Below are 20,195 nucleotides of genomic sequence, written 5' to 3' on the forward strand. Positions count from 1 at the left end.
CCTCGCCATGGATGAGACCGTGAGCAGCACCGCGCCCAAGGCGGCCGACACCGAGCGCGTCACCCCGATGATGGCGCAGTATATCGAGATCAAGACCGCCAATCCCGGCAGCCTGCTGTTCTACCGGATGGGCGATTTCTACGAGCTTTTTCTCGAAGACGCAGAGATCGCTGCGCGCGCGCTCGGCATCGTGCTCACCAAGCGCGGCAAGCACCAGGGCGAGGACATCGCCATGTGCGGGGTGCCGGTGGACCGGGCGGAGGAGTATCTGCACAAGCTGATCGCCGCCGGCTACCGCGTTGCCGTGTGCGAGCAGATGGAGCCGCCGGCCGAGGCGAAGAAGCGCGGGCCGAAAAGCGTGGTCAAGCGCGACGTCATCCGGCTCGTCACCCCCGGCACGATCACCGAGGACGCGCTGCTCGACGCCCGGCGCGAGAATGTGCTGGCGAGCCTCGCCCGGGTGAAGGGCGGCGCGGGCGAAGAGGGCGACGGCTATGTCTACGCTCTCGCCTTCGCCGACATTTCCACCGGCTCCTTCCGCGTCGCCGAGACCGACAGCACGAGGCTTTCCGCCGATCTCGCCCGCATCGAGCCGGCCGAATTGCTGGTCGCCGACGCAGTCTACGAGGATGCCGAGCTGCGCCCGCTCTGGCGCACCCTGCCGGCGGTCACGCCGCTGCCGAAGGAGAGCTTCGACGGCACTACGGCCGGGCGCCGCATCGCCGGCTTCTTCCAGGTGGCAACGCTTGATTCCTTTGGTGTTTTCTCCCGCGCCGAGCTGGCCGCTGCGGGGGCCATCGTCGCCTATATCGAGCGCACCCAGCTCGGCGCTCGCCCGCCGCTGGGACGGCCGCAGCGCGAGGCCTCCAGCGGGGCGATGATCATCGACCCGGCGACCCGGGCGAACCTTGAAATCCTGCGCACCACCACGGGCGAGCGCACCGGCAGCCTCTGGGCGGCGGTGGACCGCACCGTCACGTCCGCCGGCGCGCGCCTGCTCGCCCGCCGTCTCGCCGAGCCGCTGACTGACCCGAAGCGGGTGGCCGATCGGTTCGATGCGGTGGAGTGTCTGGCCAATGAGACCAGCTTGCGCGCCCAATTGCGCGAGCGCCTGGCCGGCGTACCGGACCTTGCCCGCGCCCTCTCGCGGGTGGCGCTGGGGCGTGCCGGCCCGCGCGATCTTGCCGCCATCGGAAGGGGGCTGCTTGAGGGCACCGCCATCGCCGGGCTGATCGCCGATGCCCCTGCACCCGCCGAACTGACGCGGGCCACCGCCGCGCTCACAGGCGTCGATCCGGCGCTGGCGGCGACGCTCACCGCCGCGCTCGCCGACGAGCTGCCGCTGAACCGGCGCGATGGCGGTTTCATCCGCGCCGGCTACCAGGACGAACTCGACGCCACCCGCGCCTTGCGCGACGAGAGCCGGCGCGTGGTGGCGGCGCTGGAGCGGCGCTACGTCGAGGAGACGGGGGTGCGCGCCCTCAAGATCCGGCACAATGCGGTGCTCGGCTATTTCGTCGAGGTGAGCCAGCAGAATGCCGACCGGCTGCGCGAGCCGCCCTTCGACGCCGTCTTCCTGCATCGCCAGACCATGGCGGGTGCCATGCGCTTCACCTCCACCGAGCTGGCGGAGCTGGAGGCGAAGATATCCAGCGCCGGCGAGCGGGCACTGGCGCTGGAGCAGCTGCTGTTCGACGAACTGGTCGGCGCTGTCATGGGCCAGACCGAGGCGATCCGCGCCTGCGCCGAGGCACTCGCCGTCATCGATGTCACCGCCGGCCTCGCCAAGCTGGCGGTGGATGAGCGCCATGTGCGCCCGGAGGTGGATGACGGGCTGGATTTCCGCATCGAGGGCGGGCGCCACCCGGTGGTGGAGCAGGCGCTGCGGCGGGATGGCGGGCCGTTCGTCGCCAATGAGTGCGAGCTCTCCCCGCCCGAGGGCGCCCGCGCCGGGCGGATCTGGCTGGTCACCGGCCCCAACATGGCGGGCAAGTCGACCTTCCTGCGCCAGAACGCGCTGATCGCCATCCTCGCCCAGGCCGGCGCCTTCGTGCCGGCGACGCTGGCCCGCATCGGCATCGTTGACCGGCTGTTCTCGCGCGTCGGCGCGGCGGATGATCTGGCGCGCGGGCGCTCCACCTTCATGGTCGAGATGGTGGAGACCGCCGCCATCCTCAACCAGGCGACGGAGCGCTCGCTGGTCATTCTCGACGAGATCGGGCGCGGCACCGCCACCTTTGACGGCCTGTCCATCGCCTGGGCGAGCCTTGAGCACCTGCACGAGACCAATCGCTGCCGGGGCCTGTTCGCCACTCATTTTCATGAGCTTACCGCGCTGTCCCAGCGCCTCTCCCGCCTCGTCAACGCGACGGTGAAGGTGAAAGAGTGGGAGGGCGAGGTGATCTTCCTGCACGAGGTGGTGCCGGGTGCCGCCGACCGTTCCTATGGCATCCAGGTCGCCAAGCTCGCCGGCCTGCCGCACGCGGTGGTGGAGCGCGCCCGCGCGGTGCTCACCGAGCTGGAGTCCGCCGACCGCGCCGCCCCGACCCAGCGCATCCTCGACGACCTCCCGCTCTTCGCCGCGCTGAACCGCGCCCCGGCCCCCGCCGCCCCGGTGGCAAAGGCCGACCCGGTGGCGGCGGCGGTGAAGGCGACGCTCGCCGGCATCGACCCCGACGAAATGACCCCGCGCGAGGCGCTGGAAGCGCTCTACCGCCTGAAGGCGGCGGCAAAGGCGGGGTGAGACGCTACAGGATGTCGACCGCCCGCACCACGGTGCAGTACTCGCCGTCCATGTTGGCAAGCGACATCGCATGCACCTCCTCGGCGCTGCGCAGGCGGCCAGCGTGGTCCGGCCGGGCGAAGGTGAAGCAGCCATCTTCCACCAGCACGACATCGAAGCCGAGATTGGCGGCCATGCGAACCGTGGTCTCGACGGAATTATTGGTGATGACGCCGCAGACCACCACTGTGGCGATTCCGGCGGCGCGCAGCCGTGCTTCCAGATCCGTGCCGATGAAGGCGCTGTGGACGCTCTTGGCGACAACGGTTTCGCTTCCGAGCGGTGCCGCCTCGGGCTTGAACGGGCTTCCCGGGCCGTGGACGTAATAGGACGAGGCCGGATCTTGGGAGTCGTGACGGATGTGAAGGATCGGCCGCCCGGCTTCGCGCCAGGCGGCGAGCAGGCGGGCAACGACCTGCTCGCCGCCTGGATTGTTGCGCGGGCCGTGGACCGCCCATTTCGGATGGTCGATGGCGTTTTGCAGGTCGATGACAAGCAGCGCGGCGTTGAACGGCAGCATGACGGCCTCCCCCGGGTACCAGTCTAGACGAGACGGGCGCGTCGCGACATGCGGTCCTCCCGGCCCCACAACGTCATCCCCGGGCTTGACCCGGGGATCCACCACTTTTCATCGCGGCTCGGGAAGACGTGGATGCCCGGGTCAGGCCCGGGCATGACGGTGTTCTTAGCGCGCTGCCGTCCTGAGACATCACCCCCGGACATTGCAGGCGCTTGCCGGCTAACCCTTCGATTCGGCGGGGCGTCCTGACGCGAACACGTCCCTGGCGGCGAACAGACCGTTGAGCGCGGCGGGGAAGCCGGCATAGACGGCCATCTGCATGATGACCTCAGTGATCTCGTCGCGGGACAGGCCGACATTCAGCCCAGCCGCAATATGCACCTTCAGCTGCGGGGCGGCGTTCCCCATCGCGGTGAGCGCGGCGATGGTTGCGATCTCCCGCGCGCGCAGATCGAGGCCCGGACGGGCGTAGATGTCGCCAAATGGGAACTCGATCAGATAGGTCGCGAAATCAGGGGCGATGTCGGCAAGCGAGGCGACGACCTTTTCGCCGGCCTCACCGTCGATGTCAGCCAGCGCGCGCCGGCCGCGCTCCAGCCGGCTTTCCGGCCGGCTTGCGCCGTCGCTCGGGCGGTGGTGCGTCATATTCCTTCATCCTCTGCTCCGGGCCGGCATAGCCGGCGATTTTGGTGTCGAGGACAAGAAGGCAATCCTGCAGTTCGGCCAGATGAAGAGCCACGCGTTCGCGGTGCTGTTCCAGCAGCGCGCGCCGCTCGGCTTCGGTTTCGACGCCGCGTTCCCGCAAGGCCGCATAGCGCAGCATGTCCCGGATCGGCATCCCGGCCGTCTTCAGGCGGCCGAGAAAGGCGATCCAGACCAGGATCGATGCGTCGTAATCGCGCTGGCTCGAACGGTCCCGGTCAGCATAGGGCAGCAACCCGATCCGCTCGTAATAGCGGATGGTATGGGCCGATAATCCCGCGCGCTTCGCCAGTTCCCCGATCTTCATGATCGCCCTTTTTGCCACGACGCAGCGGAGGCTAGGGGTTCGAGCGCGCTCTAAGTCAAGACGGGATATTGACCTTGCGCATTTCGGGAGCGGCCGACCTTTGCCGGCCGCTCCCATGCTCATGCAAGCCCGCTCACGCCTGGCTGGCGGCCTTGATCTTCAGCGCGGCCTGGGCGGCGGCGAGGCGGGCGATGGGGACGCGGAAGGGCGAGCAGGAGACATAGTCGAGCCCGACTTCCTCGCAGAAGGCGACCGAGGCGGGATCGCCGCCATGCTCGCCGCAGATGCCGAGCTTGAGCTTGGGCCGCACCGCGCGGCCGCGCTCGGTGGCGATCTTCACCAGTTCGCCCACGCCCTCGGTGTCGATCGACACGAAAGGGTCCACCGCGAAGATGCCCTTGGCGAGATAGGTGCCCAGAAACGTGCCGGCATCGTCGCGCGAGATGCCATAGGTGGTCTGGGTGAGGTCGTTGGTGCCGTAGGAGAAGAACTCGGCCGTCTGCGCGATCTCGCCGGCCATCAGCGCGGCGCGCGGCAGCTCGATCATGGTGCCGACCTGGTATTCCAGCGTCACCCCGGTCTCGGCCTCGACCTGCTTGGCCACCGTGTCGATGTCGTGCTTGACGAGGTCGAATTCGCGCTTGCCCGTGATCAGCGGCACCATGATCTCAGGCACCACTTTCTTGCCGGTGGTCTTCTCCGCCGCCACCGCCGCCTCGAAGATGGCGCGCGCCTGCATCTCGGCGATTTCCGGGAAGGCGATGGCGAGGCGACAGCCACGGAAGCCGAGCATCGGGTTGAACTCGTCGAACTCACGCTTGCGGGCGGCGAGCTTGGCGGCGCTCACCCCGAGGCCCTGCGCCACCTCGGCGATGTCGGCCTCGGTGTGCGGCAGGAATTCGTGCAGCGGCGGGTCAAGCAGGCGGATGGTGACGGGCAGCCCGTCCATGATCTCGAACAGCTGCTGGAAGTCCGAGCGCTGGGCGGAAAGCAGCTTGGCCAGCGCGGTGCGGCGGCCCTTCTCGTCATCCGCCAGAATCATTTCGCGCACGGAACGGATGCGGTCGCCCTCGAAGAACATGTGCTCGGTGCGCGAGAGGCCGATGCCCTCGGCGCCGAAATTCTTCGCGGTGCGCGCGTCCAGCGGGGTCTCGGCATTGGCGCGCACCTTCAGGCGGCGCACGCCATCGGCCCAGCCCATCAGCGTGGCGAACTCGCCGGAGAGTTCCGGCTGCAGCGTCGCCACCGCGCCGGCGATCACCTGGCCGGTGGCGCCGTCAATGGTGAGGATGTCGCCCTTCTTCAGCGTCACCCCGCCCGAGGTGAGGGTGCCGGCGGCATAGTCGACGCGAATGGTGCCGGCGCCGCAGACGCAGGGCTTGCCCATGCCGCGCGCCACCACGGCGGCGTGCGAGGTCATGCCGCCGCGGGTGGTGAGGATGCCCTGCGCGGCGTGCATGCCGTGAATGTCTTCCGGCGAGGTCTCGATGCGGACCAGGATGACCTTGCGCCCCTGCGTCTTCAGCAGTTCCGCCTCGTCGGCGGAGAACACGATCTCGCCCGACGCCGCGCCCGGGGAAGCCGGCAGGCCCGAACCGATCACCTTCTTGTCGGCCTTGGGGTCGAGCATCGGGTGCAGCAGCTGGTCGAGCGCGGCGGGGTCGACGCGGCCGATCGCTTCCTCGCGGGTGAGGACGCCGGCATGGGCGAGTTCCACCGCGATGCGCAGCGAGGCCTTGGCGGTGCGCTTGCCGGAACGGGTCTGCAGCATCCACAGCTTGCCGCGCTCGACGGTGAATTCGAGGTCCTGCATGTCGCGGTAATGCCCTTCGAGCACACCGGCGATGCGGACGAACTCGGCATAGACCTCCGGCAGCGCCTTCTCCATCGAGGGCTTGTCGGAACCCGCCCCGATGCGCGCGACCTCGGTGATGTTCTGCGGTGTGCGGATGCCGGCCACCACATCCTCGCCCTGGGCGTTGATGAGGAACTCGCCATAGAGCGCGTTCTCGCCGGTGGAGGGGTTGCGGGTGAAGGCGACGCCGGTGGCGGAGGTCTCGCCCATATTGCCGAACACCATCGCCTGAACGTTCACCGCCGTGCCCCAGCTCTCCGGAATCTGGTTCAGCCGGCGATAGACGATGGCGCGCTGGTTCATCCACGAGCCGAACACGGCGCCGATGGCGCCCCAGAGCTGGTCGTGCGGGTCCTGCGGGAAGGGGGTGCCGAGTTCGTGCAGCACCAGCGCCTTGTAGCGGGCGACGATTTCCTTCCAGTCATCGGCATGCAGATCGGTGTCGAGGCTGTAGCCCTGGTCGGCCTTGAAGCCATCCAGCACTTCCTCGAAATGGTGGTGGGGGAAGTCCAGCACCACGTTGGAATACATCTGGATGAAGCGGCGGTAGCTGTCATAGGCGAAGCGGGCGTCACCGGAGGAGGCGGCCACGGCGTCCACCGTCACGTCGTTCAGGCCGAGATTGAGCACCGTGTCCATCATGCCGGGCATGGAGGCGCGGGCGCCCGAGCGCACGGAGACCAGCAGCGGGTTGGCGGGGTCGCCGAAGGTGCGGCCGGCGAGCGCGCCGACATGGGCGAGCGCGGCGTCGACATCGCCCTTCAGGCTGTCCGGATAGACATTGCCGTTGGCGTAATAATAGGTGCACACCTCGGTCGAGATGGTGAAGCCGGGAGGCACCGGCAGACCGAGATTCGACATTTCCGCGAGATTCGCGCCCTTGCCGCCGAGCAGGTTGCGCATCTCCGCCGCACCTTCCGCAGTGCCGTCGCCGAAGGTGTAGACCCATTTCGTCATTTCAGATGCCCTGTTGGGTGGAGCCGATGCGGGCCCCGACGCCGTGATGGAAATTCAGCCATGGCTGAAATGTACGCAACGCCAACGGGTTGAGCCGATCGCCACGAGAGGCCCCGAGCCTTTTCCCACTCTTGGTCTAGCGTTTTGAGGTCTTCCCTTCAATCCATCATTCGCAGTTGCGTCATGAACTTTGTGCCACGCATCGTTGACGCGCTCGCGCCCGCATTGAAGCGGCGGGGCGGTTGGGGCAGGCTGGCGGGCCGGCAATTCATGAGCCCCGAGAGGACGACCCGATGATTGGCACGTTGACGCGACTGGCCCCGCATATTCTCAGCCTGCTGCGAATCATGGCGGCGCTGCTGCTGATGCAGCACGGAACCACCAAGGTGCTGGGCTTTCCGGCGACGCCGATGAGCGGCGTGAGCCTCACCTCCATGTCTGGCATGGCCGGCATCATCGAGCTGGTCGGCGGCGCGCTGCTGCTGATCGGGCTGTTTTCGCGCGCGACCGCCTTCATCCTCTCCGGCATGACGGCGGTGGCGTATTTCCTGGTGCATGCGCCCAAGGATTTCTACCCGCTGGTCAATGGCGGCGAACTCGCGGCGCTGTACTGCTTCGTGTTCTTCTATCTTGTCTTCGCCGGCCCCGGCCCGTGGAGCGTCGATGCGCTGCGCGGGGCCGAGCGGCGCTGAGCCGGGCTTGCGTACAAACTGAGAAAGGCCCTGCCCGGCTGCCCGGGCAGGGCCTTCTCTTACAGGCTCAACAGACAGTGGAAGGCAGGCGCGAAAGGCAACCCCGCTGTGGCGTGGCGCCAGCGCCGCACAGGCGCCGCCCGTGAACAAGCGTCGCGCCGCTACGGGCCGCCAACAGGGCCCTGGTCGCTAAGGGTGAAATGCCGCTTACCGGGAGAGATTTGGTGGAGCCAGGCGGAATCGAACCGCCGACCTCTTGAATGCCATTCAAGCGCTCTCCCAACTGAGCTATGGCCCCACCGAGGGTGCCGGATGCGTGAAGCGCCGGAGCGCTGCACCTTGGGTTCTCATCCGGACTTGCCGACCCGGGAACAACCCGGGGCGGAGTGGTCGTAAAGCACATGGCGGATCGGACTGCAAGCCTCGATTTTAAATCGAGTGATCCGTCCCCAGGGCTTTCCTCGTTCAGCTTTCCTCGTCGTCCTCGATGCCGTCGCCGATCAGATCGGTCACGTCATCGTCGCCGTCCTCGTCTTCTTCGAGGAAGGTGTCGTCATCGTCGGTGGCGACCTCGTCGTCATCGATTTCCAGGTCGTCGTCGACAACCGCCGCCTTGGTGGTGCCGGCGGCTTCCTCGTCGGCGTCCTCGAGCGAGACCAGCTCGACCTCGGCGACCTCTTCCAGATCGGGGTCGACCACCGCCGCCACGGGGGCACGCGGCGCTTCTGCGCGGCCGCGCGTCACCGGCAGGGTGATCGGGACGATCTGGCCGGTATAGGGCGAGATCACCGGATCCTTGTTCAGGTCGTAGAACTTCCGCCCCGTGACGGGGCAGACGCGCTTGGTGCCTAATTCAGGTTTCACCACGGTTTCGGACCTCGGGGTGGTGATGGAAAGGGTGCTCCCATTGAACCGCTCGCGGGGCGGAGTCAAGCCGCATCTGCGAGGGCCGTGGCGGCAGCAGCGCCCGCATGCTAGGAGGGGCGCCCACTGCGCCGCCGGGGAAGGCTTCTGCCGGCGTTGCGCGTTACCGCTCCCCGCCGGGGGCCGAACTTCGCACCACATCTAACGTCGCACCACATCTAACGTCGCATTACATCTGACGCCACACGACATCTAACGTCACAGACAAGGCTTGAGTGATGAGCAGCACCGGTCACGCCGCCCTCCCCGTTCCCGCCCTCGCCCGCCGCTCCCCGGCGCTCAAGGGCCGGGTGCGCGTCCCCGGCGACAAGTCGGTCTCGCACCGCTCGCTCATCTTCGGCGCGCTCACCATTGGCGAGACCCGCATTTCCGGCCTGCTGGAGGGCGAGGACGTGCTCAACACCGCCAAGGCCTGCGCCGCGCTGGGGGCGGATGTCGAGCGGGTGGGCGAGGGCGAATGGCGGGTGCACGGCCTTGGCGTCGGCGGGCTGCGCGCGCCCGAGGGCGTGCTCGACTTCGGCAATGCCGGCACCGGCTCGCGGTTGATGATGGGCATGGTGGCCGGCAACCCGATCACCGCCACGTTCGACGGCGACGCCAGCCTGCGCCGCCGGCCGATGCGCCGCATTCTCGACCCGCTGGAGCAGATGGGCGTCGTGGTGGTGGACGCCGCCGAGGGCGGGCGCCTGCCCCTCACTCTCAAGGGGCCGCAGGAACTGGTGCCGATCACCTATGAAAGCCCGGTCGCCTCGGCGCAGATCAAGTCCGCCGTCCTGCTCGCCGGCCTCGGCGCGCCGGGCGAGACCACGGTGATCGAGAAAGAGGCGAGCCGCGACCATACCGAGCGCATGCTCACCCATTTCGGCGCCGAAGTGACGGTGGAGCCCTATGGCGAACATGGCCGCAAGGTGACGCTGAAGGGTCGCCCGGAGCTGAAGCCGGCCCCGATCCATGTGCCCGCCGACCCCTCTTCCGCCGCCTTCCCGCTGGTGGCGGCGTTGATCGTGCCCGGCTCGGACCTCGTGATCGAGGGGGTGATGACCAATCCGCTGCGCACCGGATTGCTGATCACGCTCAAGGAGATGGGTGCCGACATCACCTTCGAGAACGAGCGCGTCGAGGGCGGCGAGAGCGTCGCCGACATTCGCGTGCGGGCCTCCGCGCTGACAGGCGTTTCCGTGCCGGCCGAGCGGGCGCCCTCGATGATCGACGAATACCCAGTGCTGGCGGTGGCGGCCGCTTTCGCCTCTGGCGAAACGCGGATGAACGGGCTTTCCGAATTGCGGGTGAAGGAATCCGACCGTCTCGCCGCCGTCGCCGACGGGCTGGCGCAGGCGGGCGTCGCCTACCGCATCGAGGGTGACGACCTCATCGTCACCGGCGCCGGCGCGGCGGCCGGGGGCGGCACGGTGGCCACCCATATGGACCACCGCATCGCCATGAGCTTCCTGGTGATGGGCCTCGCCACCGACAAGCCCTTGAAAGTGGACGATATTTCCTTCATCGCCACCTCCTTCCCCACCTTCCTGCCGCAGATGCGGGGGCTGGGTGCTCTCATCGATACCGAGGCTGTCGCGGCATGATCATCGCCATTGACGGGCCGGCCGCCTCGGGCAAGGGCACGATCGCGCGGCGCCTGGCCGCGCATTTCGGCCTGCCGCATCTAGACACCGGGCTGCTGTACCGCGCGGTGGGCGCCAAGGCCCTGGCGGATCACGTCAATTTCGAGGACGAGGCGGCGCTCGCCGCGCTCGCCGCGCTCGCCGGCGCGCTGAACCTTGCCGCTCTCGACCCCGAGGCGCTGAAGTCGGGCGCCGTGGGGGAGGCCGCCTCGCGGGTCGCCGCCCTGCCGCAGGTGCGCGCCAAGCTGTTGACCGTGCAGCAGGATTTCGCCCGCCAGCCGGGCGGCGCGGTGCTGGACGGGCGCGATATCGGCACCGTCATCGCCCCCGAGGCGGAGGTGAAGATCTTCGTCACCGCCAGCCCGCAAGCGCGCGCCGCCCGGCGCCATGCGGAACTGGCCGCGCGCGGCGAGGGCGTCACCCCTGAAGAGGTGCTCGCCGATATTCTCAAGCGCGATGAAAGGGATAGTGGCCGTGCCAGCGCCCCGCTGATTCGCGCTGGCGATGCCGAGATCCTCGACACCACCACGCTGAACATCGACGAAAGCTGGCAGGCGGCGCTGGCTCTGGTCGCGCGCCGGAGGGCCTCATGAGCTGGCGTAGTGAGGGTAATGAGATGGACGATCAGGCCGATGCGACCAACTCGTCCAATGCCGCCGTAGCGGAAGACACGGACCGCCTCCTTCGCGGCCAGGCGCGGCTCGCCGAGATCACCGGCCGCTCCGGCCAGGAGGTGATGGCGGCGCTGGGCGATGTGGCCCCCGATTTCGCCCGCTACATTTTCGAGTTCGGCTATGGCGACATCTATTCCCGCCCCGGGCTCGATCTGCGCGCCCGCATGCTCGCTACCGTCGCCGGGCTGGTCTGCCTCGGCCATGCCGCGCGCGAATTGCGGGTGCATATCGGCTCGGCGTTGAATGTCGGGGCCACGCGCGAGGAGGTGGTGGAGGTGATCATGCAGATGGCGCTCTATGCCGGCTTCCCCGCCGCGCTGGACGCGCTGATGATCGCCAAGGAAGTGTTTGCCGATCGCGGTCTCGCTGCAAAGGCGGACTAGGCCATGCGCCATGTGCTGGTCATCGGCATCGGCATGGGCGAGGCGGAAGGGCTCACCGGCCACGCCATGTCAGCGCTTGGCCGGGCGGACGTGTTCTTCCTGCTCGACAAATCCGAGGGCGCCGGGGAGCTGGTGGTGGCCCGGCAGGCGCTGATCGTCCGCTTCGGCAAGCCGGGCCACCGGGTGGTGCGCGCGCCCAGCCCGCCCCGCCGCCCCGCCGCTCTCGCGGGCGCGCGGAAGGATTACGAGGGCGCGGTGGCGGACTGGCACGGCGCTCGGGCGAACCTGCTGGCCGGGCTGATCGCCGGCGAGCTGGCCGAGGACGGGATCGGCGCGATCCTCGTCTGGGGCGACCCGATGCTCTATGATTCGACGTTGCGGGTGCTCGCGGGGGCGAGGGCGCAGACCGATTTCACCGTCGAGGTGTTTCCGGGGGTCACCGCGCTGCAGGCGCTGTGCGCAGCGCATGCGATGCCGCTGAACGCCATTGGCGAGGAGGTGCTGCTCACCACCGGCCGCCATCTCGCCGCCGAAACGCCTGATGCCCCCGCCTTCGCCGTGCTGCTGGACGATGGAACCGGGCTCGCCGCGCTGGCGGCGCGCGGCTTTCAGGGCCAGCTCTGGTGGGGGGCCAATCTCGGCACGGCGGGGCAGGTGCTGCACGCCGGCGCGTGCGCCGAGGTCGCCGGGGCGATTGCGGAGGCGCGGGCGCAGGTGAAGGCGGCGCGCGGCTGGGTGATGGATGTGTGGCTGGCGCGGCGGGACGGTTAAAGCCTCGACGGGTAACGCCTCAACGAGCAAAGCCTCGACGCGGAAAGCCTCGACGGCCCGCCGATCCGGTTCATAATCGCGCCTCCGCTGCAGGAGACGCCGATGCCGCCCGTTCCCGCCTTATCCCGCGCCACCATGCCGGACACCGCCCCCGCGCCGGGCGCCGCCGCTCGCGTGGCGGGTGGCAACGCCACCCCCGCGCTCGACTGGTTGGCCGCGCCCCCGACGCATCCTGAGGAGATGAAGGCCGCCTATGAGGTGCGCCTCGGCCCGCTGAGCCTTGCCGGCGGCGCCCGCATGACCCCCGCCGCCGTCATCGCCAGCGGCGTGTGCACCGGCCTCATCCTGCTGGGCGTGGCGGCGGTGGTGCGGGCGGGGAGACGGTGAGGGGCGATTGTCGGGGCGAGGGGCCGGAGCGCGACGGTCGCATCCTGCCGAGAGCCTGCTTGAAAACGTTTCCGCCGACGTCATACCGGAAGGACCGCAGGTCCTGTCCGGGATCGCCTCCCTATTCTGGTGGACGATCCCGGCTCTCCGCCTTCGGCTGCGGCCGGGATGACGGAGTTCCCGGGGCTCGCGCCTTGGCGCCGGCGCCCGGCACCGGCGAGAGGTCGTTGATGTCAATTCAGAATTGATAACGTTCTTTTATCTGTCTATTCTAAGATAATAGCGGAGGATTTCGATAATCATGTCATCGGTGGCGATACTCGTTGGTAATTCGGAATATAAACTTCTAAATCCGTTGCCCTCATGCAATGCGGACGTCGACGCCATTGGCGAATTGATTGTAGCGACAGGCCGTTATTCGAAGGTCCATCGCCTGAAAGATGTCAATTCCACCGACTTGAAGATGACATTAAGGAATCTGCTTTCAAATCAATCAGAAATTAATGAAGTTCTTTTTTACTTTTCTGGACATGGATTTAGTAACGGGCAAGAATTTTATTTTTGCTGCTACGATTTTAATGAAATTCACCCTAATGAAACTGGATTGTCTCATTCTGAACTAACTACAGTAATTCGAGACATTTCTCCAACTACAACTGTAATGATAATAGACGCATGTAATTCTGGTACACCTTTTATAAAAGGATACAGAGAATTTATAAATAACAACAAAGGAACTATAAAGAATATAATTCAAATAGCATCGTGTCAAGAATCAGAAACTTCTCTCATGGGCGAACCATTGAGAGAGTTCACGGAGAGATTTTGCATTGCGGCCACACGCTCGACATCTGGACCGATATATTATTTGGATATTATTTCTGCGCTGAAAGATCAATATTTATCTAATGATGAAAGAGCCCCGCATTTCGTTCTTCAGGCATCTGCGCGCGAAACTTTTGTTGAAGAAGCAAGTTGCTTGATTAAATTCAAAGATATTTTTGATTCGAAGTGGATATCGAAATCGATTACATCTGACGATTTAAGAAATGAAGCCGAAAGCGAGCTAGAAGGCGGTCAAAACACATCATCCATTCTAGCGAAATACGAATCGCGTTTAGCTAATAAAGAGAGGGTAGAAAATGTAATATCATATATATTTGATGAGATAAAGGATCAATTATCCAGTAGTAACTTGGAAGATTACTATGATATAGAATTTGTAGAACACGATGACTATTTGGAGGACTCTGCCAAAACGTTCGTAGCCAGAGTCCTTAGAAGCGAAAAGCGTTTAGATGAATTTGTAACGGCGGATATTTCTAGTACAGAGCTTGCATTATCATTTAGCGAAATCACAAGACTGGCCGCGGGAATGGCGCCTCATCGCGATAAAGAGGAAAAAATAACGCTAGAAATCAATCTTCCAGTTGGCAGAGTTCAGCAGAAAATCAAGTTTATTCCCCGTTACATGTCACTTCAGCAAATAATATTGGCTATTACATGCGCGCCGAGTCTTGAAAATTGCTACTTGTTTGAACTGTCCACGCGTCACCCTCGAACAAGATGGGATGCATTTGCCGACGCCGGAGCCGAGCTGACGCGCCGCTGGTACAAATTCAGTTGGAGTGCAGACCTAGCACCGAAAATCGCCAATATCGCGAATAAAATCGAGGAAGACGTTCTGGCTCATATTGCGAGCATTGCTGATCGGCTGTCAAAGGAAGCCGAATAGATCGCCGAAGAGAATAGCGTAGCCCCCCACCCTTGCCCTTCCCCTCCCCTTGCGCTATTGCACGCGCTTGTCCGGGCCACCACTTAATCGAGGCGGTCAATCGGGAGGGCCGGGGGCGCGGGATGCGCGCTCTCCGTGCTTGGAGGCCAGTCCTCCGATCCTGCCTCGCGGCGTGCCCCGGACAGTACCGCGTGCCCATGCGTGACGGCTCCCTCTAGGGGGCCGCGCCCGGGCAGCGTGGCGTGGCGTTTTCAAAGCCTTGTCCCTCACGGCCAGCGCGCCGGGTTCGCCTTTGCGGGTGGACAGCGCCGGGCCTGCCAGTCCCGGCGCCCGTGGAGGAAGAGGCTCATTCAACCCAATCCGGCGCAGATCCTGGCAAGGAGCATCTATGTCCGCTACTCAAACGCTTGCCGCCGCTCGTGACGATTTCGCTGCCATGCTCGAAGAGAGCTTCGGTGAATCGGAGCTCGCCGAAGGTTCAGTCGTCAAGGGTATCGTCGTCGCGATCGAGAAGGATCTCGCGATCATCGATATCGGCCTGAAGACCGAAGGCCGCGTGGCACTGAAGGAATTTGCCGGCCCCGGCCGCGACCAGGAAATCAAGGTCGGCGACGAGGTCGAGGTCTATCTCGAGCGCGTCGAGAACGCGCTGGGCGAAGCCGTGCTGTCGCGCGACAAGGCCCGCCGCGAAGAGAGCTGGGTCCGCCTCGAGAAGGCGTTCAACGCCACCGAGAAGGTCACCGGCGTGATCTTCAACCAGGTCAAGGGCGGCTTCACCGTCGACCTCGACGGCGCCGTGGCGTTCCTGCCGCGCTCCCAGGTGGACATTCGCCCGATCCGCGATGTCGGCCCGCTGATGCACAACCCGCAGCCCTTCCAGATCCTCAAGATGGATCGCCGCCGCGGCAACATCGTCGTCTCGCGCCGCACGGTTCTCGAAGAGACCCGCGCCGAGCAGCGTCACGAGCTGGTGCAGAACCTCGAAGAGGGTCAGGTCATCGACGGCGTGGTCAAGAACATCACCGATTACGGTGCGTTCGTTGATCTCGGCGGCATTGACGGCCTGCTGCATGTCACCGACATCGCCTGGCGCCGCGTGAACCACCCGACCGAGGTGCTCTCCATCGGCCAGACGGTCAAGGTGAAGATCATCAAGATCAACCACGAGACCCACCGCATCTCGCTCGGCATGAAGCAGCTGCTCGGCGATCCGTGGGAGGGCATCGAGGCCAAGTACCCGGTCGAGGCCCGCTTCAAGGGTCGCGTCACCAACATCACCGACTACGGCGCGTTCGTGGAACTGGAGCCGGGCATCGAAGGCCTGATCCACGTCTCCGAGATGAGCTGGACCAAGAAGAACGTCCACCCCGGCAAGATCGTCGCCACTTCGCAGGAAGTGGAAGTGGCGATCCTCGAGGTGGATCCGGTCAAGCGCCGCATCTCGCTCGGCCTCAAGCAGACGCTGCAGAACCCCTGGGACGCCTTCGCCGAGAAGTATCCGGCCGGCGCGGTGGTCGAGGGCGAGGTCAAGAACAAGACCGAGTTCGGCCTGTTCCTGGGCCTCGACGGCGACGTCGACGGCATGGTCCACCTGTCGGATCTCGACTGGAACCGTCCCGGCGAGCAGGTGATCGAGGAGTTCAAGAAGGGCGACATGATCAAGGCGGTCGTTCTCGACGTGGATGTCGAGAAGGAGCGCATCTCGCTCGGCGTGAAGCAGCTTGGCGGCGACCCCTTCCAGGATGCTGGCGAACTGCGCAAGGGCGCGATCGTCACCTGCGAAGTGATCGACGTGAAGGATGGCGGCGTCGATGTGAAGATCATCGGCTCTGACATGACCGCCTTCGTCAAGCGCTCGGAACTGGCCCGCGACCGCGGCGACCAGCGTCCGGACCGCTTCGCCGTCGGCGAGAAGTTCGACGCCCGCGTCACCCTGTTCGACCGCAAGGCGCGCAAGGTGCAGGTCTCGATCAAGGCGCTGGAAATCGCCGAGGAAAAGGAAGCCGTGGCCCAGTTCGGCTCGCAGGATTCCGGTGCCTCGCTCGGCGACATCCTCGGCGCCGCGCTGAAGAAGCAGGCCGAGAAGGCCGATTGATCGGCCTCTCTGGAGAAGGCGGATTGATCCGCCTGACCCGGCCCGCCTGAGCGCGGATCGACAAAGCTGAAGACGGCCGGCGTGGCGACACGCCGGCCGTTTTGTTCGGCGGAGGGCTTAGCGTGAGCGCCCCGGCAGCGTCATCGCCGCGACGCCGATCACCACCGCGATGAGCCCGAGCCAGGCGGTGGGCGCCAGCGCCTCGCCGAGGAAGACGACGCTGATGCCGACGCCGATCGGCACGCGGAGATAAGCCTGCGCGGTGGCGCCGACCGGGCCGAGCGTGCGCAGCAGCCGGAAATACAGCACGAAGGCCAAGGCGGTGCAGGCCAGCGCCAGCGCCATCAACGCCGCCAGCGAAGCGGGCGAGGGGGAAAGCTGCCAGGGGCGGTCGACCACCAGCGCCAGCGGCGCCAGCAGAACCGTGCCGCACAGCAGCGAGCCGCAGGCCGGCAGCATCGGATCGAGCCCGGCAAAGCGCGCCCCGAACAGCGCCGCCCCGGCATAGCAGGCGGTGGCGAGGAGAATGGCGAGCGGCGCCAGCACCGCCGCCGGCGTCGCGAAGGCGTCCGCACCGAGCGCTTCCGTCCCCACCACGAGGCCCGTCCCCACCAGCCCACACGCGACGCCCACCCCCCGCAGGGCCCCGCCGGAGGGATGCCGCCCGCTGAGCGCCGCCATCAGGAAGGCAAAGATTGGCGTGGTGGCATTGAGGATGACGGCGAGCCCGGCGCCGAGCCGCGTCTCCGCCCAGGCGATGAGGGTGAAGGGCACCGCGCTGTTGAGGCAGGCCTGGATGAGGAAGGCGCGCCACGTCGCCCGGTCCGCCGGCAGGCGCAGGCCGCGCCCGCGCAGCACGGCATAAAGCACAGCGCCGGCCAGCGCCGTGCGGGCGGCGATGAAGCTGAGCGGCGGAAGGGTTTCCACGCCGATCTTGATGAAGCTGTAGGAGGCGCCCCACAGGGTCGAGAGCAGCAGCAGAAGGGCGAGTTCGACCGCGAGGCGGGGCTTTTCCATGGGGCGTCCGGCAGTGGTAGGGGCGCCTTGTCTAGCCCACCGCACGGCGCCGATGTTTCGGCCGTGGCCGAAGCGTCATCGGCTGACGGGCGCGGTGGGCAGGGCTAAAGTCGCGCCATGAACCAGCTCGCCGCCACAACCTCCTTCGCCTCCGGAGCCCGTATCGCCGAAATCGCGGCGCTGCTGGGCGATCCGGCGCGCGCCAACATGCTGCTGGCGCTGATGGGCGGGCCGGCGCTGACGGCGGGGGAGCTCGCCCGCCATGCCGGGGTGAGCGCGCCCACCACCAGCGGGCACCTCGCCAAGCTGGCCGCGGCCGGGGTGGTGGCGGCGCGGGCGCAGGGGCGGCACCGCTATTACCGGCTGGCCTCGCGGGAGATCGCCGAGGTGCTGCACGCGCTGATGCTGGCGGCGACCCTGGGCCCGCCGCGCCATCGCCCACCCGGGCCGCGCGACGGCGCGCTGCGCCTTGCCCGCAGCTGCTACGACCACCTCGCCGGCCGGCTGGCGGTGGCGCTGCTCGGAGCATTGGAGGCGCAGGGGCATCTGCGGCTCTCCAGTGACGGCGAAGCGGTGGAGCCGACGCCGCAGGGGCGGGCGTTTCTGGCCGATTTCGGCCTCGACCTTGATGGGGCGGGCGAGAGAGCCGGCAAAGGCGGCCGCGCCCGCCCGCTCTGCCGTACCTGCCTCGACTGGAGCGAGCGCCGCCCGCACCTCTCCGGCCGGCTCGGCGCCGGCCTGCTGGAGCGGCTGCTCACGCTCGGCTGGCTGGCCCGGGTGCCCGGCAGCCGCGCCCTCACCCTCACCCGCGCCGGCGAGGCCGGCCTGATCGCCACCTTCCACTTGCCGCCGGACTGGCGGGAGGGGGAGGGGGGTGCGCCGGTTCAGATGGCCCGCCAACAAACACCAAGAACGCATCCATGAAGGAAGAATACAACGACGACTACGCCACCTGCGATCGCACCGCGGTTCATCTCAACATCTACACCGGCGGGTCAGACCCCGATGAGGTCACGCGCGCGACCGGCCTCACACCGACGCGTCTGACGCGGCAGGGCGAAATCGTGCTGTTGAGTCGTGGGCGTCACCGTGTCTCGCCCCTCAATGCATGGTTTCTCGACACAGAGAGCCATGTCACGTCGCGCGATCTACGCCGTCATCTCGACTGGATGCTGACCCGTCTGGCCGAGGTGCGCTTTGATGCCACCACATTGAGACAAAGGGGATGGGAGATTCGTTTCAACTGCATCTGGTGGTCCCGGTACAATACGGGAGGGCCTATTCTTTGGCCCAGGCAGTTGATGGATATCGGCGCCCTTGGTCTTGAGTGCGGGTTCGAGTTCGCCTTCTACAGTGACACGACCGACGTGGTGTTTGCCGAGGATGCGTGAGGGCGGCTGCACTGCCGTTTCAGAGGGATAAGCCCCGAGGGGTGGTGCGCCAGTGCATCTCGTCCCATTCTGGTCTCCCCTTGTGTCTGCGCCTGTGCCCCGCGCCGCCCCTTTGAACCCGCGCCGCTCCTCCGCTAGCATCGGCCGCCCGGTGCGGGGTGGCCGGCGGGCAGGGGCGGAAAGGGCGGATGATGGCGGCGGAGATGTCGGGCTGGCCGGGGCGCTTCATCGTCCGCATTGTGCTGCTCAGCCGCTGGGCGATGGTGCCGCTGTTTCTCGGGCTGGCCTTCGCCCTCGTGCTGCTGGTGGTCGCCTTCGCCGCGCGGCTGTGGGCCTTCGCGCTGCAGATCTTCAGCCTCACCGAGACGGCTGTCATCATGGAACTGCTCAACCTGATCGACCTCGTGCTGGTCGGCGGGCTGATGGTGATCGTCATCCAGTCCGGCTACGAGAATTTCGTCGAGCAGATCGACCGCCGGCAGGCGCCGGAATCGCCGGCCTGGATGATGCGGATCAGCTTCTTCGAGCTGAAGCTCAAGCTGTTCGCCTCGCTGATGGCGATCGCCGCCATCACCCTGCTCAAGGCGCTGATGCGGCTGGAAACCGATGTGAGCGAGACGCAGGTGCGCTGGCTGATGGCGGCGAGCGTGCTGTTCCTCGCCGCTTATGCGGTGCTGGCCTTCACCGAGCGCTTCGCCGGCACCAGCCGCCGCGCGGAATAGGCCGGGCCGCCTCTCACCGCACCCGCGCCGGGTTGCCCACCGCCGTGGCGCCGGCCGGCACGTCGCGTGTCACCACCGCGCCGGCGCCGATCACCGCATCGTCGCCGATGGTGACGCCCGGCAGGATAAGGGCCTTGCCGCCGATCCAGACATTGCGGCCGATCCGCACCGGACGGCCATATTGCAGGCCGGAGCGGCGCACCTCCGGGTCGCGCGGGTGGTCCGCGGTGTAGATGTGGGTGCCGGGGCCGATCTCGGTGCCGTCGCCGATATGCACCGGCATTACATCAAGGATCACGCAGTCGAAATTGAGAAAGACGCCCGTGCCGAGATGGATGTTGAAGCCGTAGTCGCAATGGAAGGGCGGGCGGATGCCAGTGCGCTCCCCGGCCGAACCGACCCCTTCGCGCACCAGTTCGCGCCGCTCCTCGCGCGAGAGGGTGAGCGAGGCGTTGAACCGCGCCAGCCAGGCGAAGTTCGCCCGCTGCGCCGCCTGGATCTCCGGATCGCCGGCGCGGTAGAGCTCGCCGGCCAGCATCTTCTGCAGTTCGGTGCGGGGGGCGGGGGCGTCGGACATGCGCGGCTCTTGTCGGGAGGGGCGGGACCTCTGCATCCGTGATGGCCGTCGGGCCGGCAAGACACGTTCGGTTTCGCGGTTG

General features: G+C 66.6%; 19 protein-coding genes and 1 tRNA gene. 12 read left to right on the plus strand and 8 right to left on the minus strand.

Annotated elements, in window-relative coordinates; all coding sequences use genetic code 11:
* Window positions 1–7: 7 nt before the first annotated feature.
* On the plus strand, window positions 8–2,743 hold the full coding sequence (gene mutS / locus A3M1_RS0109245) for a DNA mismatch repair protein MutS (protein WP_018388677.1): 2,736 nt from the start codon (window positions 8–10) through the stop codon (window positions 2,741–2,743).
* 4 nt (window positions 2,744–2,747) lie between these two features.
* Here mutS and A3M1_RS0109250 read toward each other — a convergent pair whose 3' ends face one another.
* The 4 genes from A3M1_RS0109250 to ppdK all read right to left on the minus strand — a co-directional run bounded on the left by A3M1_RS0109250 (window position 2,748) and on the right by ppdK (window position 7,123).
* Window positions 2,748–3,302, minus strand: coding sequence for a cysteine hydrolase family protein (locus A3M1_RS0109250; RefSeq protein ID WP_018388678.1), 555 nt, complete (start codon window positions 3,300–3,302; stop codon window positions 2,748–2,750).
* A gap of 219 nt (window positions 3,303–3,521) precedes the next feature.
* Window positions 3,522–3,947, minus strand: coding sequence for a carboxymuconolactone decarboxylase family protein (locus A3M1_RS0109255; protein ID WP_018388679.1), 426 nt, complete (start codon window positions 3,945–3,947; stop codon window positions 3,522–3,524).
* Window positions 3,871–4,311, minus strand: coding sequence for a MerR family transcriptional regulator (locus tag A3M1_RS0109260; protein ID WP_018388680.1), 441 nt, complete (start codon window positions 4,309–4,311; stop codon window positions 3,871–3,873). Before A3M1_RS0109260 ends, A3M1_RS0109255 begins: the two co-directional genes overlap by 77 nt.
* A gap of 133 nt (window positions 4,312–4,444) precedes the next feature.
* A complete protein-coding gene (gene ppdK / locus A3M1_RS0109265; RefSeq protein ID WP_018388681.1) occupies window positions 4,445–7,123 on the minus strand; it encodes a pyruvate, phosphate dikinase in 2,679 nt (892 codons plus the stop codon).
* Between the two features lie 293 nt (window positions 7,124–7,416).
* Here ppdK and A3M1_RS0109270 point away from each other — a divergent pair, with 293 nt between their 5' ends.
* Entirely contained in the window at window positions 7,417–7,815 is a 399-nt protein-coding gene (locus A3M1_RS0109270; RefSeq protein ID WP_018388682.1) for a DoxX family protein, read from the plus strand.
* Between the two features lie 222 nt (window positions 7,816–8,037).
* On the opposite strand, the gene A3M1_RS0109275 is transcribed toward A3M1_RS0109270, so the two are convergent.
* Both A3M1_RS0109275 and A3M1_RS0109280 read right to left on the minus strand, forming a co-directional pair.
* A tRNA-Ala gene (locus A3M1_RS0109275) sits at window positions 8,038–8,113 on the minus strand.
* Window positions 8,114–8,280: 167 nt separating this feature from the next.
* Window positions 8,281–8,682, minus strand: coding sequence for a TIGR02300 family protein (locus A3M1_RS0109280; RefSeq protein ID WP_018388683.1), 402 nt, complete (start codon window positions 8,680–8,682; stop codon window positions 8,281–8,283).
* A 275-nt stretch (window positions 8,683–8,957) separates the two neighbouring features.
* Between A3M1_RS0109280 and aroA the strand changes: the two genes are divergently transcribed.
* The 7 genes from aroA to rpsA all read left to right on the plus strand — a co-directional run bounded on the left by aroA (window position 8,958) and on the right by rpsA (window position 16,406).
* Complete coding sequence (gene aroA / locus A3M1_RS0109285) at window positions 8,958–10,322, plus strand: 3-phosphoshikimate 1-carboxyvinyltransferase (protein ID WP_018388684.1); 1,365 nt, start codon at window positions 8,958–8,960, stop codon at window positions 10,320–10,322.
* Entirely contained in the window at window positions 10,319–10,954 is a 636-nt protein-coding gene (cmk, locus tag A3M1_RS0109290; protein ID WP_018388685.1) for a (d)CMP kinase, read from the plus strand. The genes aroA and cmk overlap by 4 nt, the downstream gene beginning before the upstream one ends.
* 23 nt (window positions 10,955–10,977) lie before the next feature.
* The gene (locus tag A3M1_RS0109295) at window positions 10,978–11,418 is read left to right on the plus strand and encodes a carboxymuconolactone decarboxylase family protein (protein ID WP_018388686.1); all 441 of its coding nucleotides are present in this window, start codon (window positions 10,978–10,980) and stop codon (window positions 11,416–11,418) included.
* A 3-nt stretch (window positions 11,419–11,421) separates the two neighbouring features.
* Entirely contained in the window at window positions 11,422–12,189 is a 768-nt protein-coding gene (gene cobF / locus A3M1_RS0109300; protein WP_018388687.1) for a precorrin-6A synthase (deacetylating), read from the plus strand.
* A gap of 102 nt (window positions 12,190–12,291) precedes the next feature.
* Complete coding sequence (locus A3M1_RS0109305; protein ID WP_018388688.1) at window positions 12,292–12,576, plus strand: hypothetical protein; 285 nt, start codon at window positions 12,292–12,294, stop codon at window positions 12,574–12,576.
* Between the two features lie 301 nt (window positions 12,577–12,877).
* Window positions 12,878–14,311: a caspase family protein gene (locus A3M1_RS25840; protein ID WP_081620355.1), complete on the plus strand. Its 1,434-nt coding sequence runs from the start codon at window positions 12,878–12,880 to the stop codon at window positions 14,309–14,311.
* Between the two features lie 388 nt (window positions 14,312–14,699).
* Complete coding sequence (gene rpsA, locus A3M1_RS0109315; protein WP_026221234.1) at window positions 14,700–16,406, plus strand: 30S ribosomal protein S1; 1,707 nt, start codon at window positions 14,700–14,702, stop codon at window positions 16,404–16,406.
* 117 nt (window positions 16,407–16,523) lie between these two features.
* On the opposite strand, the gene A3M1_RS0109320 is transcribed toward rpsA, so the two are convergent.
* The gene (locus A3M1_RS0109320; RefSeq protein WP_018388691.1) at window positions 16,524–17,423 is read right to left on the minus strand and encodes a DMT family transporter; all 900 of its coding nucleotides are present in this window, start codon (window positions 17,421–17,423) and stop codon (window positions 16,524–16,526) included.
* Between the two features lie 117 nt (window positions 17,424–17,540).
* Between A3M1_RS0109320 and A3M1_RS0109325 the strand changes: the two genes are divergently transcribed.
* The 3 genes from A3M1_RS0109325 (at window position 17,541) to A3M1_RS0109335 (ending at window position 19,536) form a co-directional block, all read left to right on the plus strand.
* Window positions 17,541–18,347: a helix-turn-helix transcriptional regulator gene (locus A3M1_RS0109325; RefSeq protein ID WP_018388692.1), complete on the plus strand. Its 807-nt coding sequence runs from the start codon at window positions 17,541–17,543 to the stop codon at window positions 18,345–18,347.
* The gene (locus tag A3M1_RS0109330) at window positions 18,344–18,814 is read left to right on the plus strand and encodes a DUF4279 domain-containing protein (protein ID WP_018388693.1); all 471 of its coding nucleotides are present in this window, start codon (window positions 18,344–18,346) and stop codon (window positions 18,812–18,814) included. Before A3M1_RS0109325 ends, A3M1_RS0109330 begins: the two co-directional genes overlap by 4 nt.
* Before the next feature lie 188 nt (window positions 18,815–19,002).
* On the plus strand, window positions 19,003–19,536 hold the full coding sequence (locus A3M1_RS0109335) for a YqhA family protein (RefSeq protein WP_018388694.1): 534 nt from the start codon (window positions 19,003–19,005) through the stop codon (window positions 19,534–19,536).
* A 13-nt stretch (window positions 19,537–19,549) separates the two neighbouring features.
* On the opposite strand, the gene A3M1_RS0109340 is transcribed toward A3M1_RS0109335, so the two are convergent.
* Complete coding sequence (locus tag A3M1_RS0109340; RefSeq protein ID WP_018388695.1) at window positions 19,550–20,113, minus strand: sugar O-acetyltransferase; 564 nt, start codon at window positions 20,111–20,113, stop codon at window positions 19,550–19,552.
* Between the last annotated feature and the right edge of the window lie 82 nt (window positions 20,114–20,195).

Source organism: Ancylobacter sp. FA202, assembly GCF_000380205.1.
In the GTDB taxonomy this organism is placed as follows: Bacteria; Pseudomonadota; Alphaproteobacteria; order Rhizobiales; family Xanthobacteraceae; genus Ancylobacter.

Excerpts from the sequence above, each read along its gene's own strand:
- mutS (WP_018388677.1), top strand. The coding sequence starts at position 8 with ATGGATGAGACCGTGAGCAGCACCGCGCCCAAGGCGGCCGACACCGAG.
- A3M1_RS0109250 (WP_018388678.1), bottom strand. The coding sequence starts at position 3,302 with ATGCTGCCGTTCAACGCCGCGCTGCTTGTCATCGACCTGCAAAACGCC.
- A3M1_RS0109255 (WP_018388679.1), bottom strand. The coding sequence starts at position 3,947 with ATGACGCACCACCGCCCGAGCGACGGCGCAAGCCGGCCGGAAAGCCGG.
- A3M1_RS0109260 (WP_018388680.1), bottom strand. The coding sequence starts at position 4,311 with ATGAAGATCGGGGAACTGGCGAAGCGCGCGGGATTATCGGCCCATACC.
- ppdK (WP_018388681.1), bottom strand. The coding sequence starts at position 7,123 with ATGACGAAATGGGTCTACACCTTCGGCGACGGCACTGCGGAAGGTGCG.
- A3M1_RS0109270 (WP_018388682.1), top strand. The coding sequence starts at position 7,417 with ATGATTGGCACGTTGACGCGACTGGCCCCGCATATTCTCAGCCTGCTG.
- aroA (WP_018388684.1), top strand. The coding sequence starts at position 8,958 with ATGAGCAGCACCGGTCACGCCGCCCTCCCCGTTCCCGCCCTCGCCCGC.
- cmk (WP_018388685.1), top strand. The coding sequence starts at position 10,319 with ATGATCATCGCCATTGACGGGCCGGCCGCCTCGGGCAAGGGCACGATC.
- A3M1_RS0109295 (WP_018388686.1), top strand. The coding sequence starts at position 10,978 with ATGGACGATCAGGCCGATGCGACCAACTCGTCCAATGCCGCCGTAGCG.
- cobF (WP_018388687.1), top strand. The coding sequence starts at position 11,422 with ATGCGCCATGTGCTGGTCATCGGCATCGGCATGGGCGAGGCGGAAGGG.
- A3M1_RS0109305 (WP_018388688.1), top strand. The coding sequence starts at position 12,292 with ATGCCGCCCGTTCCCGCCTTATCCCGCGCCACCATGCCGGACACCGCC.
- A3M1_RS25840 (WP_081620355.1), top strand. The coding sequence starts at position 12,878 with ATGTCATCGGTGGCGATACTCGTTGGTAATTCGGAATATAAACTTCTA.
- rpsA (WP_026221234.1), top strand. The coding sequence starts at position 14,700 with ATGTCCGCTACTCAAACGCTTGCCGCCGCTCGTGACGATTTCGCTGCC.
- A3M1_RS0109320 (WP_018388691.1), bottom strand. The coding sequence starts at position 17,423 with ATGGAAAAGCCCCGCCTCGCGGTCGAACTCGCCCTTCTGCTGCTGCTC.
- A3M1_RS0109325 (WP_018388692.1), top strand. The coding sequence starts at position 17,541 with ATGAACCAGCTCGCCGCCACAACCTCCTTCGCCTCCGGAGCCCGTATC.
- A3M1_RS0109330 (WP_018388693.1), top strand. The coding sequence starts at position 18,344 with ATGAAGGAAGAATACAACGACGACTACGCCACCTGCGATCGCACCGCG.
- A3M1_RS0109335 (WP_018388694.1), top strand. The coding sequence starts at position 19,003 with ATGATGGCGGCGGAGATGTCGGGCTGGCCGGGGCGCTTCATCGTCCGC.
- A3M1_RS0109340 (WP_018388695.1), bottom strand. The coding sequence starts at position 20,113 with ATGTCCGACGCCCCCGCCCCCCGCACCGAACTGCAGAAGATGCTGGCC.